Raw genomic sequence first — 15,286 nt, 5'->3', positions numbered from 1 at the left:
TCCTTTCTTAAATTTTATAATATTTATCTATATCTCATTGTGTGATTATCTTTTTTTTCAATAATTACGTTTATTATTTTATAAAATAATTATATAATATTTATTTAAATTTAATAAGATTAAGAAGCTATCTGTAATTTTTTTGTAACAAAACACATTTTAAAGTTGAATTTTGAAAATTCAATTTACAAGATACTTGTGGTAAATATCCTTATAACATTATACCAAATTATTCCTAAACAATCAAAAACTCCATAAACATTTTAAGGTTTTCTATTTCAAAAAATCACCTTTAACTATTAATTTATCAAATATGTTATAATAGTTTTAGATAATTTAAGGAGGATTAAATAATGGATTTTAAACAACTTGAAGTATTTGTTGCTGTTGCAAAACATCAAAGTTTTTCAAAAGCTGCAAGAGAACTTTTTTTAACTCAACCTACTGTAAGTGCACACATACAAAATTTAGAAAGAGAGTTAGAAACTGTACTTATAAACAGAAGCAACAAAGTTATTACACTCACAAAATCTGGTGAAATTCTTTATGAGCATGCCATATATATATTAAATAACTGCAAACGTGCAATTTATGATATAAAAGAATATTCAGGTAAAATAGAAGGTATTATAGATATAGCATGTAGTTCTATACCTGAAACTTATATTCTACCTGATTTTATGAAGAATTTTTCTATGAGTTATCCAGATGTAAAATTTTCCATAAGCCATTATGATTCTCAATATGCTATATCAGAAATTTTAAATGAACGGATAAGCTTTGGATTAGTTGGTTCTAAAATTAACAATCCTCAAATCGAATATCTAGACTTATTAGATGATGAACTTGTACTTATTACTCCTTCAGATTTTAAAATTGATAACAATAACAATTACATTGATATAGAAGAATTGGCTTCTGTCAATTTTATTATGAGAAAAGAAGGCTCTGGTACTAGAAACTTAATACTAAACACCCTTAGCAAAAATAACTTTCCGGTAAACAAATTAAATGTAATAGCTCATGTAGAATCAAATGAAGCCATTAAAGAAATGGTTAGATTAGGCCTTGGTGTATCTTTTATATCATATATTTCAGCTATTGATTATCTAAATGCAGGCAAAATAAAATGCTACAAAGTAAAAGATGTTGATTTTACAAGAAAATTTTTCTTTATTTATTCTAAAAAGAAAACTTTTTCTCCATTGGAAGATAAATTTCTAAACAGACTATGTGAGTACTTTGAAATCATAATATAATAATTTTAATACACGACACTCAAATTTAAATTATAAGCTGTTAAATAATAAAATAATAAATAGAGTAGTATTATACTATGTTCATTTAATTAATGAGCATAGTATAATACTACTCTATTTACTTATTACTTATTACTTATTACTTATTACTTATTACTTATTACTTATTACTTATACTATTGTATATTAAACTTATAAATTTATATTAAAAAACGATTTATATCCTTTGTACATTTCATATATATCTACTTTAGAAACAATCTCATGCGGTGCATGCATATTTAAAACACCAACACCACAATCTATAACCTCTGCACCTTGATTTGCTAAGATATAGGCTATTGTTCCACCTCCACCTTGGTCCACTTTACCAAGTTCAGCAGTTTGCCATACTACATTACCCTCGTTAAAAATTCTTTTTACTTCTGATATAAACTCAGCATTAGCATCATTACATCCACTCTTACCTCTCGAACCAGTATACTTATTTAAAACTATTCCATTTCCCATATATGCAGAGTTTCTTTTTTCATATGCCTCATCAAAATTTGGGTCATATCCAGCTGCAACATCAGCTGATAATACTTTACTATTTGCTAAAGCTCTTCTTACCTTAATATCACAGTAATCGCCTTCTAAAGCTATTAACTCAGCCACAGTATTTTCAAAAAACTTTGAATGCATACCTGTATTTCCTTGGGAGCCAACTTCTTCTTTGTCTACACATAATGTAACTGAAGTAAATTCTGGTTGTCTAGTCTCTAGTATAGCTTTTACAGCAGCATATGAACATACTCTATCATCATGACCATATCCTAATACCATTGACCTATCAAACCCCAAATCTCTTGCCTTCCCAGCTGGAACTACTTCAATCTCAGCGCTTAATAAATCTTCTTCAACTATACTATATTTTTCATTTAAAATTTTTAATATATTTGCTGTTATAGGTTCTTTTTCTTCGCCATCCAAAGGCATATTTCCAATTAATACATTTAAAGCTTCACCACTGATTCCTTCTGACAATTTCTTTTGCATTTGGTTTCCAGCTAAATGAACTAATAGGTCAGTTACACAAAACACTGGGTCACTGTCTTCTTCACCAATAGATACATCCACCTTTGTACCATCATTTAATATAACTACTCCATGTAAAGCAAGAGGAATAGCTGTCCATTGATATTTTTTAATTCCTCCATAGTAGTGAGTCTTAAAAAAACCTAGATTAGCTTCTTGATACAATGGGTTTGGTTTTAAATCTAATCTTGGAGAATCTATATGACTACCTATAATCTTCATACCTTTTTCTATATAGTTTTTACCTATTACAAAAAGTGCCACTGCTTTTTCTTTATTTATAGCATAAATCTTGTCCCCATGACTTACACTTCCATTTTCCATAGCTTCATCTATTGAAATATAACCATTTTCTTTAGCCAATTTTATAATTTCTTTTACTGAAAGTCTTTCAGTTTTTGATTTACTTAAAAAATCCATATAATTGCGAGCATATTCCATAACCTGTTCAATAGCATTCTCTTTTTTTTCAATTTCCCATGCATTCTTAAATTTATGCTTTAAGTCCATGTTTTCCTCCTATTAAGTTTTAATTTTTATTATTTTTCATATATTGTTCATATTCTTCTGGTGAGACTACTTTAACACTATCAAGTCTTGATTTAAAATGAGCTCTAAAATTTTCTAAATATTCCTTTCTTAAAATCTCCCTTTCTTTGATTTCATCATCAGAAAGAGCTCCCTCTTTATTTTTCTTTGCTAATTCATTAATCCTATCTAATTTCTTCTTGTCAAACATTTTTTCCTCCTAAAAAACTTCTATTTATTAATAAAATAATTTATTACTTTTTATATCTAACTTATTTTTATATTCACAGAAAAACTCTTCTATATTATCACTTATTATAGATATTCCCTTTTCTAACTCTTCCATACTTGGACGAGCTATATTTATTCTAAAAAATCTATCATCCACTAGATTATCAAAAAAATAAGTCCCTGGAAGCATGGATACTCCTTTATTTAACATAAAACTTGTAAAGCTTTGTGATGTATACCCTCTTGGCAATTCTAAAAAAAAGTTTATACCTCCACAAGATTTTCTAACTTTTAATTTACCACTCAATTTATCATTAATCAAGTTTTTTGCTAACTTGTACTTATCAGTATATATCTTCTCTATATGACTTAGATAATTCTTCCAATTGAAATTCTCCATATAGTAATACATTGATTTTTGAATAAGACCTGGTGTTGATATGTCTGATGAATATTTAGCCCACAAAACTTTTTTTAATAATTCATTTGGCATTTCTACAATTCCTATTCTTAAGCCTGGCATAAGTATTTTTGAAAAACTCTTTATATATACTACCCTATTTTTATCATCATAGCTCCTGACTGTCCTATTATCCTCTGAATCAAATATAAAATCACTGATAAAATCATCTTCAATTATATAAAAATCATGCTCTTCTGCCAATTCTATTAGCTTCTTTTTTTTATATGTAGAATAAGATATACCTGTTGGATTTTGAAAATTAGGCATAATATATATAAGTCTTGGTTTTATTTTTTCCAATTTTAATTTTAAAATACCTATATCAATTCCATCATCTAACATAGGTATAGATATTATTTTTGCACCTCTACTTTTAAATACTTCAATTGCTCCATTGTAAGAGGGTTCTTCCATAAAAACAACATCAGAATAACTTATAAGCCCTTTACAAACTATATCTATACCTTGCTGTGCTCCTGAGATTATTTGAATGTTTTCTTTAGTAGTATTTATATTTTCATCACTTAAATACTCTACCATCTTTTCTCTTAACTCCTCAGAGCCTAGCCCTTCATCGTAATCAAATATTGAACTTCCATCTTTAGATAATGCCATGTTTACAGCATTTTTAAATGAATCTATAGGAAACATATCATTAGATGGATTTCCATTATCGAAATGAATTAAATCATCTCTTTGTCTAATATTCTTGTTTTTCCCTTTATCTATACCATTTTTATAAGAATTTGAATTTGATACAAAAGTTCCACTTCCTATAATTTTATATACATATCCTTCATTTTCCAAAAGCTCATATACTTTAACTATAGTAGTATTATTTACATGTAAATAATCTGATAACTTTCTTATTGGTGGAAGTTTTTCATGCTCAACTAGTTCTTTGTTTATTATTAACTGTTTTATATGATTAAATATTTGTATATATTTAGTTGACTTCCTTTCACTTAAATCTATTTTGTATTTTTCCATATTTATCACCGCTTATTGTTTTTATATTTTATTGATGCCTTAGCATATATTTGATATTATTTAGTATGTATATATAATACCAAAATTTTTATAAAAAGGGGAAATATTTATGTTTTACGACTATCACATGCACTCAAGTTTCTCTACTGATGGAAAATCTACAATGGAAGAAATGATAAAAAAATCTATAGACCTTGGTATAAATGAAATTTGTTTCACAGACCATGTCGATTATGATGTTTATGCGGATGATTCTTTTTCGATTGTTTACGAAGATTATTTTAAAAGTCTAGAAACTCTTAAAAATAGATATAAAGATAAAATATCAATAAAAAAAGGGATTGAATTTGGAGTTCAAACTCAATTAATAGATACATATAGAAAAGAAGCTCATCAATATCCATTAGATTTTATAATATGCTCTATTCATGCTATAGATAAAATGGATTTATACCTTGGTAGCTATTTTGAAGGTAAGACTCAACATGAGGTCTATGAGAACTACTACCTTTATTTGTATAATATTGTTAAAAACTACAAGGATTACTCTGTTTTAGGTCATTTAGATTTAATTAAAAGATATGCACCTTATGATACCATCCTAGATGACAGACTATTTTCAGATATAATTGAAGAAACTCTCAAGCAAGCTATCTATGATGGTAAAGGTATCGAAATAAACACATCTTGCTACAGATACAACCTGCCAGATTTAACTCCATCTAGATATATCCTTCAGATGTATAAAGATTTAGGAGGAGAAATCATAACTACAGGCTCAGATTCACATCATGTAAGTCAAGTTGCATATGAATTTGATTACATATATTCATTACTAAAAAACATGGGATTTAAGTATGTATCTAAATTTAATAAAATGAAACCAGAATTTATAAAATTATAAATTTTTACACCTCCTTATGAATATATTTAAAAGATAAGGAGGTGATTTTTTTTGAAAGTACCTTATTTAGTACTATCAACAGTTATTTTATTTATGTCTAACTTTGTCGTAAGAATATTTGGATTTTTATATAAAATATTCTTATCAAGAGCTTTAGGCGAAACAGGTCTAGGTATATATCATATGATTTTTAACTTTTTAATGATTTGTTTAGCTGTTACAACAACTGGAATACCTACTGCACTTAGTTGTCTAGTTGCAAAAAGAAAAGCTTTAAATGATAAGCACAACACTAATGCTTTGTTTATATCAACTTTATACATATCATTTTTTGTAGCATTAATTATATCTATAGTTGCATCTTTCAATAGTTCTTTTTTATCACTTAAGTTTCTAAAAGACCCTAAATTGAACTTATTTATACTAGCAGTTTGTCCTGCCATAGTTATAATAACACTTTCAAATGTACTTAGGGGGTATTACTACGGCATAAAGAACGTAAAAGTTCCTGCTATTGGACAAATTATTGAACAGATGGGTAAAATTCTATTTGTTTTTTTACTCGTTATGTATGTAAATGATAAGTCTATGAATTGTTATATTGCTCTTTTAGGTATATCTATTGGTGAATTGAGTAATATCATATTTATGCTCATATGTTTATGTCGAGATTCTTCATTTGACAATAAATATATTATAAGTATAAAAGATTTTTATAATTCCTCTATGGAAACATTGAAAATGTCCATACCTATAACTTGCAATAGAATGTCAAATATACTTTTACAATCTATTAGCTCTATGATGATACCATCAAGATTAGCATTATCAGGCATGACTTATCAACAATCATTAAGTATGTATGGTGTCGTCAGCGGGATGGTAATGCCATTTATATTTTTACCATTTACTGTTGGCTCAGCACTTATTGTAAATTTGATACCTACTATATCACAAGAAATGGCCTTAAGAAAACGTAAAAGTGTCCTAAAAAAAATAAAGTATTCTGTAATCCTAACTTTATTTGTAGGTATACTATCATCAGTGTTTTTTTATTTCTTTGGAAAAGATTTATGTATACTAGTATTTAAAAATAAACTTGCTGGAGAATATTTAAAAGCTATGTTTTTAGTACCACTATTTATGTCACTAAATCAAACGCTATCTGGTATTTTACATTCAATAAGAAAAGAATTAGCTTCAAGTATAAACACTATCATTGGTATGTTAATTCAGCTAGTAGCTCTATATGTATTTCTTCCTATTCCAGGACTTAATATTTATGCATACATATACACAATGACAATAGTATCAATATTTACTTGTTTATTACATACTATAGTACTTTTTAAATCTATAAAATCTATACATTAGTTATAAATAACGTGAAGGCTACCAATGTAAATCATCTACTATTGGTAGCCTTCCTTAAATGATTTTTATTTATAATTTAAACTGTCTATATATCTACCTATCTATCTGTGGCAACCTGAATTTCCACTTCCATGATTAGGTCCACATTGCGAAAAATCACATACTTTAGAGAAAGTATCAACAAGTCTTGGTTGGATTGGGTTTGGTGATGCTAAAACTACTATTTGTTCACTTATTAATGTGCTAACTGTTTCTTGTAAGCAAAGTACTAAATCTATATCATTTGGTATAATTAATTCATACATAGGTTCACAACATTCATTACATTCTAATTTTAATATAGATTTTCCTATACAATCTACAGTTAAGTTAGTTTGGTATTCTTGTCTTAAAGTGACAGCTCTTCCGTCAGCTGGCAAGCATATTGGTGCTGAAAGTGTGTTAAAAGTAAATTCTACAAAATCAACTCTTCTCTTACATCCACCTCCTGCTCTAACTGCTGGGAAAGCTAATGCAACGAATTCTGTACATCCACATCTACCTCTTAGTTCTAATACTAGATTACGAACTGCTACAGTTAAGCCTCTTTGTTTATAAGCTACTGATTTGCCTTTTCCTTGTCTACAACATTCAGCGTTTCTTTCTCCACATACTGCATATTCAAAAGTTGTTTCACAGTTTCTTCCTATTATATCTCCTAATGGATCTAAATCGAAATCTTCTAAAGTTGTCATTCCTGTGTCTATAACTATTCCATCATTACTTAAGCATATTTTATCTATAGTTACACTTGCTCTACCTGCACTTGGAACTGAACCAAATACTTCTACTACTTCTGTTTCAAAAGTTAATGGTTCTCCATTTGGTCCAGTTGCATCTGTAAATGTTTGGAATTGCATAGTATCAAAAATTCTATTAGCTTCTATTGCAAATGGAACTGCATTTGCTACAGAAAAGTTTCTTGGAGATATAGGATTACAGCAGTTTGGTCCACATTTGTTTTCAAAACATTCATCTGAATCCATTTGGCATGGTTCACAATCACATTTACAATTATCATGGCATCCACAATTGTCATCACATGGATTAGGTTTGCATGGATTAGGTTTACATGGATTGCATGGATTAGGTTTACAATCATCATGACAATCACAATTATTATCATTGTTACATCCATTATGATGATGTGATTTTTTGAATCCTCTCATCTCATCTGAACTTATTTCATCTGTATACACTTCTTCTTCATTCATTGTAGACATTGGCTGATTTAGCATTCTTCTTTTATTTTTTTTGTAATCTTGCATTTTTCATTGCCCTCCCTGTAAGCGATTCTTATTAAGTCTTCGGCTTTTTATAGCCTAATTAATACTATGCACTTATAATCCTAATTGTTACTTAGCTTTTTAAATTTCTCAATAATTAGGTATATTTGGTAGAAAAATGCATTTTAATAAAAAAAAGTACTACTATTTAAAATAGTAGCACTTTTTTTGTCCCGAAACACCGGTGGCTAAGTAAATTCACACCCTAGGCACTCCCAGGTGGGTGACTTGCCAGTAACCTTTAACGTCCAAACTAAACAGGCATGTTATAATTTACTAGACACGGTCTCCCGTATTTCATTTGTAGGTTGAATTTAAAAAAGCCTTATCGTATGTTTCAGGATTTCATATTATTATTATATAATAAATTTTGAATTTTTTAAAGTGGTTTTATATAGTAATTAAGATAATCTTATTCTAGTATTACTTTTTCTTCCTTTTCTCTTTATGTATTTAGTTAATTATTACTTTCTCTTAGCTTTACTTCTAGTATTTTTTTCATTACGATTATGTTCATGCTTTTGTTCATTAACATCATATAATTCTTCATCATATACTATATTTTCATCATTTTCTGCATACTCATGGTCTGTTTCTTCATCTTCTGTTAATTCTTCTTCATTATCATCTATCTCATCTTCATAATCTAATTCTTCATCTTCTTCATTATTATCTTCATATTCATCATCATCATTATTACTATCATCACCTCTTAAAAGATTTCCTAGCAGTTTAAGATTATTCATACTACCTAGATTATTTATATTTGCCAAAGAACTTAAACTAAATCCACCTTCACCAAAATCATCAGGTAAAAACAATTCTGCAAATAAATCTATCTTTTTTTTCATTCCTATAGCCTTTTCAACAGAATTTTTTCTCTTTTCTGGAAATACATCTATAATTTCTTTTATCATCATATTTTTTTTGTCTTCACTATCCATTTTTCTAAAAAAATCTGTTTCCTCTTCAACATCTACCACATCTATATTGTTAAGTTTCTTTATGCCTCTAACTAAGTCTAAAATACTTTCTATTTTTACTAGTATTTTCCTTTCATCTCTTGACATGTATTTTTTAGTTCTTGTTATTATTTCCATTCCCATTTCTAGGTCTTCTTCACTCAAATCCATAAGTCTTAGACCTCTTTTTATATCATTTGCATCAAACCTTAAAGTTTCATGTATAGCTTTTGATAATTTCTCATTTGAATTTTTTTTGTTTTTTCTGGCTCTATTATTTTTCTTTGATTTATCTTTATCATCAAATATAGAGATATTACCATTACTCAATGCAATCACTCCAATCAAAAATAGTAAGTTATTCAAGACAATTCCCCCTTATATTATATAATTGCCCTATATTAAAGTATGTTTTTCATATTTTAATGTTCCATTTTTAAAGCTCAGTGCATATATATTATCTATAAGAATTTTTATTTATATTATATATCACTCACAATTCACCACTTCAATATTATTTCTATATATAAATAGTATGAATATAATTCAATATATATTTATAGAAAGGGGTTTTTTTATGAAAAAAATAGATACAGATTCATTAGAAAAGATGGCTAAGCAAAAAAATATTGACAAGGATAAGATAGAAAAGATTGCTGATAATTACAAAGGGAAATCAGAAAGTGAACTTATGGAGGAACTTATAAAGATAGGTAAGAACCTAGATGGAAGAGAGGAAGTAGTATCAAAATTCAAAGCATTTTTAGATGACAATCAACGTAAAAAATTAGATACTATAATGGATAAAATATCAGATGCAGAGACTCAAAGAGATACTAAACCTGCTAAAACTAAAAAGACTAAGCAACCAACTAAAGGTAAATCAAATACACCTGCACCAAAAAATACACCAAATAATCAACAAAAAAAATCTAAGAGTATATTTAAGAAAACTAAAAAATCCAACCCTCATGAATAAACAAAAATAAACTACTTTTAAGGTTTAAAGTTATTATTTTTAACTAAAATATTTTAATTGCATATTATTTAAACTAAAAATCAGGTAGTGTTTTAAACACTACCTGATTGACTTTAATAACTTTATTTCTTTCTCTCTATAACACTTTCTCTATCAACAATTTGATAAGGTAATTCTATTTTCTTGTTTTCAATTAATTCTTTATTGATTAATTTAATAACCATTCTTATTGCTACTGCTCCCATATCATATAAAGGCTGATAAACTGTAGTAAGCTTAGGCCTATACATCTTAGCTATCTTAACATCATTAAATCCTGCAACTGATATGTCTTCTGGAACCTTATATCCAGCATCACAGATAGCATTTATAGCTCCTATAGCAGCCTCATCACCCGTAACAAAGGCTGCATGAGGTATTATTTCTTCATCTAATAATTCTTTCATACTATGGTATCCACTTTCATAATCAGTTCCACCATATTTGATTAAACTCTTGTCCAACTCTATATTATTACTTGAAAGTGCTTCTTCGTAGCCTGAAAGTCTTTCCATTTCTAAAACAGTATCATCTTTACTTGTCATTATAAAAGCTATCTTTTCATGACCTTTCTTTATAAGATGTTCTGTCATATCAAAAGTAGCTTCTTTATTACTAGTGCTCACTGTGTATATATCATAATTTCTAGCAGTTTTACTTATATATGTTGCTGGTATACCACAATTTTGTATATAGTTGATATGCTCTTGTTCAACTACCCATGAAATCATAACTATACCTTCTACTTGTTTTGCTCTTAATAGATTTATACTCTTTAACTCTTGTTCTTTATCAGAGTATGTATTAGCTAAAAGAATATCATAATCATACATTTTAGCAACTTCTTCTATTCCATTTAATATCTCATTAACAAAAGAATCTGAAACTTCTGGAACTATTACCCCTATTAATTGACTCTTTTTAGTTACTAAGCTTCTTGCAAGTGGATTTGGGATATATCCAGTTTCTTTTATAACCTCTAAAACTTTTTGTTTGACTTCATCAGTCACAGGTTTTGAATCATTTATAACTCTAGATACTGTAGATATTGACACGCCTGCTTGTTTAGCAACATCTTTTATCGTTATATTACTTTTCATTTTCATCCTCCTAATTTTGCTAAATTTATCTAAATCTGAACCAAATTTATACAGGTTCTTATTTTAACTATATTTATATAAGTTCTTATTTTACCATAAAAGCAAGTACATTTAAATACATTATATTTTATATTATACCCTATATTCAACAATTTTAATAATATTCATTCTTAATTTAAATTACATTAAAAAATAAAATAAAAAAATGCTGGTATAAAACATACCAGCATTTTTTCACTTTAACAGTTTAGTTTTAGCAGCCGCAGCCACAACCATCATCACCATCAAAGAATCCACCACATGAACAAGTTATTAATAATAGTATTAAGAATGGTATCCATGACATTATATCGATATCTCTCCAACAATCTTCAAAAGCTAAGAATAGGAAGAATAATACGATTATCCACCATCCTCCCCCACCAAAACATCCATCGTTTCCAAAAAATCTATCTAACATAATAAACTCCTCCTTTTTTAATAATTACTACTCTTATTCTAAGCATCCACTACAGCAGCAAAGTATTAATAAAACTATTAGGAATGGAATCCATGCCATTATGTCAAATTCTGCCCAGCTCTCTCCAAAAGCTAAAAATAGGAAGAATAGTACGATTATCCACCATCCTCCTCCACCAAAACATCCATCTTCTCCAAAGAATCTATCTAACATTCCACGTTACCTCCTGTTGATATTTTGTTGAGCTTTTCGCTCCTAACATATACTATGCATTTGGTTTCCATTTTGCTAATGTATTTTTATTATTTTTTTAAAATTTTTTTATCTTAACTAAAAAAGGCAAAACCATAACTTGTATAAGTTACTGGCTCTGCCTATTTAATAATCAATATTTTTTAGCAACAACAACCATCATCGAAGTTAAATAACAACAATACTATTAATATAACCCATATCCATATATTGTCATCGCATAATAAGTCTTCTAAAATGTCTGTACATAATAATAAGAATACTATAACTATTATTATCAACATTTTATTACTAAAAAATCCTTCGCATCCTCCAAAGAAACGTTCCATATTGTCTTCTAATTTTGTCATAACTAATCCTCCTTGAATCATTAAGAGACTAACTTTTGTCTCTTTAATTAAATATATGTAGTAATAGACAGATAAGTTACTTCTAAAAAGTTTTTATTGATTAATTTATTTATTTCTTTTTCTCCCAGTTTATTATATCTATCAACTTCATCTAAATAATCCTTTTTTTCTTCTGATATAGTATAAATTAAACTTTCTATTGATTTTACTTTGTATTCTTTATATCTTTCTATCAAGAAGGATGTTTTTGAATTTTCTATGCCTTTCTTTACATGCATTAATCTTGATATATAATCGTCCTTTTCATTAGATACATAGCTTTCCTTCTCTGCTACATCTTCAAGAATTAAATTGGTTTCCATTACATAGTCCTCTATTCGTTGCATATCTAAAGTTATTGAATTATAATAAAAATTTACTGCTATAAGTAAAAATATTCCTACAGATGTTAGTAATAAGCCTACATATTTCATAGCATTTCCTCCTAAGTTATATTTGTTATCAATAAAGTTTATTCATCAAATAAGACTTTATTACTACCTTTATAAAATTTTATTTTTTTTTACTAATTGCATATTGAAAAATTTTTGATATTATATTAAACTAACATTAAAATTAATTAAAACTGCTGTAGGAGGCTTAAAATGTTTGAAAAAATAAAAGAAATAATAGCAGAACAATTAGGGTTAGACAATTTAGATGAAATAACTATGGAAGCATCTTTAATGGAAGATTTAGAAGCTGATTCATTAGATGCTGTTGAGATTATAATGGCTCTTGAAGATGAATTTGGTATAGAAATACCAGATGAGGAAGCTGAAAACTTTAAATGTATTGGTGATATATGTAAATATATCGAAGAAAATAAATAACATCATTTTGTCTACAAATATAAATAGTCTGTGTCTACTTCTACTTAATATTTCTATTAGAAGTTTACACAGACTAATCTACATTTTATTTATAACTATATTAACTATACATTTCTTCTAACTTAATTTATATCCAATCCTATAAATTACTCAAATTAAGATTACTTTTCTTCATAAAATGTTACATTCTTTATTACTATATCTATAGTTCCATCTTGATTTTGCTTTACAGTATATTTCATTGGGTCTTCAAAATCAGTTAGGTTCCCTTTTATATCAAAGCCATTATCAGTTTTTATACTTCTCTTTTTGAGCTTTTTCTCAACCCATTTTTTATCTATGCTAAAACCTTCATCAAGACCTTTTTCTTCCATATGCTCTTTAAAACTACCTTTTAATTCTTCATCCTTAATTGAATTATCAACAAAATCATTTATATCAATTTCATGTTTTTCTTTTAATGTATAATTTAATATACTTCTTACATCTTCTGCTTGTTTTATATCATTACTAAGAGCATTAGTTATCCAATTTTCGGCTGTATTTTTAAATACTTTTGTCTTATACTTATCATCATCTATTTTTTTAGCATGCAAAAATTCTGTTACAAACTTTGATTCTGAACCCTCTTTTTCTGCATCTTTGTCTAAGAGTCTTAGATGAAACTCATCATTCATTCCACTTAATCCAATTAAAGCTCCTTTTTTTTGTCTTAAAGTTTCTGGAATACCAATTTCATTTGATACCATTTGAATATTAAATTTATCATCTACAAACTCAATTGAATGAGTATACAATTTTTTATAATCTAATTTCAATATAGCAACACTCTTTTCATCTTTTACAGTATACAAGCAAATTGCCAAATCACAAGATTCTAATGCTGCATTAATCTTCATAACATCAAACAGATAAGATGCTATTTCTTTAGAGTTTTTTAAAAATGAACTTTCATCATATATTATTTGTTCACAACAATTTTTAATTAAATTGTCATTATAATCTTTAAAAATCCCTTTTCTTAAATCTTCATCCTTTGAAATTCTCTTTATTGCTTTTTGAAAAAATCCATCTACTTCTTGATTAACTTTACCTTCAAAATCATTTAATATTGGAACATCACTATTCTTATCCAAAACATGTATTATAAATTTATGTATTATCATATATATCACCCCATCTATCTTAATTTCGATATTAACTCTTGCATATCCTTTGGTATATCTGTTTTAAATTTTAAAATTTCTTTTGTTCTTGGTTGTTCAAACTCTAAGCTATATGCATGAAGAGCTTGCCTATTTATAAGATTTCCATCTATATAACCATATAACTCATCACCTATTATTCCATGACCTATATGAGCCATATGAACCCTTATTTGATGTGTTCTACCAGTTTCTAGCTTTACTTCTAGTACAGTTGCATTTTTTAATCTTTCTACTACTTTATAATGAGTAACAGATGCTTGCCCTCTTTCATCTATTACTCTCTTTATTGAATCCTCTTCAGGTCTATAAATTGGTTCATTTATAGTTCCCTCATCTTCATCTATAATCCCATTCACTACTGTTATATATGTTTTTTCAACTTTGTTTTCACTCATTGATGTAGACAAAGTATGGTGTGCATAAGCATTTTTTGCTACTATAACAAGTCCTGAAGTGTTCATATCAAGTCTATTTACAAATCGTATTTTTACATTTTCTTTATGCTTCTCTATATAATAACTAATACCATTTGCTATTGTATTATCATAGTGACTTTTAGTTGGATGAACTACCATAAATGGTGGCTTATTTACCATAATTATATCAAAATCATCATATATTATTTGTAAATTTAAATCTTGTGGCTCAAAATTTGCTTTTTCTTCTTCTATTTTTACCTCTATTAAATCCCCACGAGACACTTTTAAACTTGGCTTTTTATATACACCATTTACTAATACACTTTTTTCTCTTTTCATTTTTGATAGTGACCTAACCGAAAAATTTAGCTTGTCCAGCAAAACTTCTTTTAGAGTCATTTCTTCTTCATTTGTATAGGATATAAGATTATATTTTTGATTTTCTTTTTTAAACAAACTTTTACCTACTTTCTTTTATATCTTCAAAACCATGA

Annotated in this window: 17 protein-coding genes and 1 other RNA gene; 5 read left to right on the top strand and 13 right to left on the bottom strand. The window is 27.5% G+C overall.

The features are described 5' to 3' along the window. The first annotated feature begins 353 nt into the window (after positions 1 to 353). Positions 354 to 1,259: a selenium metabolism-associated LysR family transcriptional regulator gene (locus tag IC174_RS03385; protein ID WP_227482171.1), complete on the top strand. Its 906-nt coding sequence runs from the start codon at positions 354 to 356 to the stop codon at positions 1,257 to 1,259. A 192-nt stretch (positions 1,260 to 1,451) separates the two neighbouring features. Here IC174_RS03385 and IC174_RS03380 read toward each other — a convergent pair whose 3' ends face one another. From IC174_RS03380 to IC174_RS03370, 3 genes are read right to left on the bottom strand one after another with little or no spacing between them, the layout of a single operon-like run. Further along, a complete protein-coding gene (locus IC174_RS03380) occupies positions 1,452 to 2,846 on the bottom strand; it encodes an aminopeptidase (protein WP_227434037.1) in 1,395 nt (464 codons plus the stop codon). 19 nt (positions 2,847 to 2,865) lie between these two features. Further along, positions 2,866 to 3,075 (bottom strand): DUF896 domain-containing protein, encoded by a 210-nt coding sequence (locus IC174_RS03375; RefSeq protein ID WP_227482170.1) that lies wholly within the window; start codon positions 3,073 to 3,075, stop codon positions 2,866 to 2,868. Between the two features lie 27 nt (positions 3,076 to 3,102). Further along, positions 3,103 to 4,548 carry a PLP-dependent aminotransferase family protein gene (locus tag IC174_RS03370; protein ID WP_227434036.1) on the bottom strand — a complete coding sequence of 482 codons (1,446 nt, stop codon included), beginning with the start codon at positions 4,546 to 4,548 and terminating at the stop codon, positions 3,103 to 3,105. 109 nt (positions 4,549 to 4,657) lie between these two features. Between IC174_RS03370 and IC174_RS03365 the strand changes: the two genes are divergently transcribed. Together IC174_RS03365 and IC174_RS03360 are read left to right on the top strand one after the other, a co-directional pair. Next, on the top strand, positions 4,658 to 5,452 hold the full coding sequence (locus tag IC174_RS03365; RefSeq protein ID WP_227434035.1) for a histidinol-phosphatase HisJ family protein: 795 nt from the start codon (positions 4,658 to 4,660) through the stop codon (positions 5,450 to 5,452). A 51-nt stretch (positions 5,453 to 5,503) separates the two neighbouring features. After that, positions 5,504 to 6,826: a polysaccharide biosynthesis protein gene (locus tag IC174_RS03360; protein WP_227482169.1), complete on the top strand. Its 1,323-nt coding sequence runs from the start codon at positions 5,504 to 5,506 to the stop codon at positions 6,824 to 6,826. Between the two features lie 101 nt (positions 6,827 to 6,927). On the opposite strand, the gene IC174_RS03355 is transcribed toward IC174_RS03360, so the two are convergent. The 3 genes from IC174_RS03355 to IC174_RS03345 all read right to left on the bottom strand — a co-directional run bounded on the left by IC174_RS03355 (position 6,928) and on the right by IC174_RS03345 (position 9,479). After that, positions 6,928 to 8,133 (bottom strand): hypothetical protein, encoded by a 1,206-nt coding sequence (locus IC174_RS03355; RefSeq protein WP_227482168.1) that lies wholly within the window; start codon positions 8,131 to 8,133, stop codon positions 6,928 to 6,930. 184 nt (positions 8,134 to 8,317) lie between these two features. Next, positions 8,318 to 8,498, bottom strand: a non-coding RNA gene (gene ssrS / locus IC174_RS03350) — 6S RNA. Positions 8,499 to 8,615: 117 nt separating this feature from the next. Then, on the bottom strand, positions 8,616 to 9,479 hold the full coding sequence (locus IC174_RS03345) for a hypothetical protein (RefSeq protein ID WP_227482167.1): 864 nt from the start codon (positions 9,477 to 9,479) through the stop codon (positions 8,616 to 8,618). A 211-nt stretch (positions 9,480 to 9,690) separates the two neighbouring features. Between IC174_RS03345 and IC174_RS03340 the strand changes: the two genes are divergently transcribed. After that, positions 9,691 to 10,092, top strand: coding sequence for a hypothetical protein (locus IC174_RS03340; RefSeq protein WP_227434031.1), 402 nt, complete (start codon positions 9,691 to 9,693; stop codon positions 10,090 to 10,092). Positions 10,093 to 10,214: 122 nt separating this feature from the next. On the opposite strand, the gene ccpA is transcribed toward IC174_RS03340, so the two are convergent. The 5 genes from ccpA to IC174_RS03315 form a co-directional block, all read right to left on the bottom strand. Continuing rightward, entirely contained in the window at positions 10,215 to 11,237 is a 1,023-nt protein-coding gene (gene ccpA / locus IC174_RS03335) for a LacI family transcriptional regulator CcpA (protein WP_413927175.1), read from the bottom strand. A 247-nt stretch (positions 11,238 to 11,484) separates the two neighbouring features. Then, positions 11,485 to 11,691 carry a hypothetical protein gene (locus IC174_RS03330; protein ID WP_227434029.1) on the bottom strand — a complete coding sequence of 69 codons (207 nt, stop codon included), beginning with the start codon at positions 11,689 to 11,691 and terminating at the stop codon, positions 11,485 to 11,487. 33 nt (positions 11,692 to 11,724) lie between these two features. Beyond that, positions 11,725 to 11,904 (bottom strand): hypothetical protein, encoded by a 180-nt coding sequence (locus tag IC174_RS03325; RefSeq protein ID WP_227434028.1) that lies wholly within the window; start codon positions 11,902 to 11,904, stop codon positions 11,725 to 11,727. A 182-nt stretch (positions 11,905 to 12,086) separates the two neighbouring features. Further along, the gene (locus IC174_RS03320) at positions 12,087 to 12,293 is read right to left on the bottom strand and encodes a hypothetical protein (RefSeq protein ID WP_227434027.1); all 207 of its coding nucleotides are present in this window, start codon (positions 12,291 to 12,293) and stop codon (positions 12,087 to 12,089) included. Between the two features lie 47 nt (positions 12,294 to 12,340). Further along, a complete protein-coding gene (locus IC174_RS03315; protein ID WP_227434026.1) occupies positions 12,341 to 12,766 on the bottom strand; it encodes a hypothetical protein in 426 nt (141 codons plus the stop codon). Positions 12,767 to 12,937: 171 nt separating this feature from the next. Here IC174_RS03315 and acpP point away from each other — a divergent pair, with 171 nt between their 5' ends. Next, a complete protein-coding gene (gene acpP / locus IC174_RS03310; protein WP_227434025.1) occupies positions 12,938 to 13,165 on the top strand; it encodes an acyl carrier protein in 228 nt (75 codons plus the stop codon). Positions 13,166 to 13,326: 161 nt separating this feature from the next. Here acpP and IC174_RS03305 read toward each other — a convergent pair whose 3' ends face one another. Beyond that, on the bottom strand, positions 13,327 to 14,331 hold the full coding sequence (locus IC174_RS03305) for a nucleoid-associated protein (protein WP_227482165.1): 1,005 nt from the start codon (positions 14,329 to 14,331) through the stop codon (positions 13,327 to 13,329). 14 nt (positions 14,332 to 14,345) lie between these two features. After that, positions 14,346 to 15,248: an RluA family pseudouridine synthase gene (locus IC174_RS03300; protein ID WP_227482164.1), complete on the bottom strand. Its 903-nt coding sequence runs from the start codon at positions 15,246 to 15,248 to the stop codon at positions 14,346 to 14,348. Between the last annotated feature and the right edge of the window lie 38 nt (positions 15,249 to 15,286).

Origin of the sequence: Clostridioides sp. ES-S-0001-03 (genome assembly GCF_020676075.1) — a bacterium.
Taxonomy (GTDB): domain Bacteria; phylum Bacillota; class Clostridia; order Peptostreptococcales; family Peptostreptococcaceae; genus Clostridioides.
The sequence above is the reverse complement of the archived record's forward strand: the minus strand, read 5'-3'. Positions and strand labels throughout refer to the sequence as shown.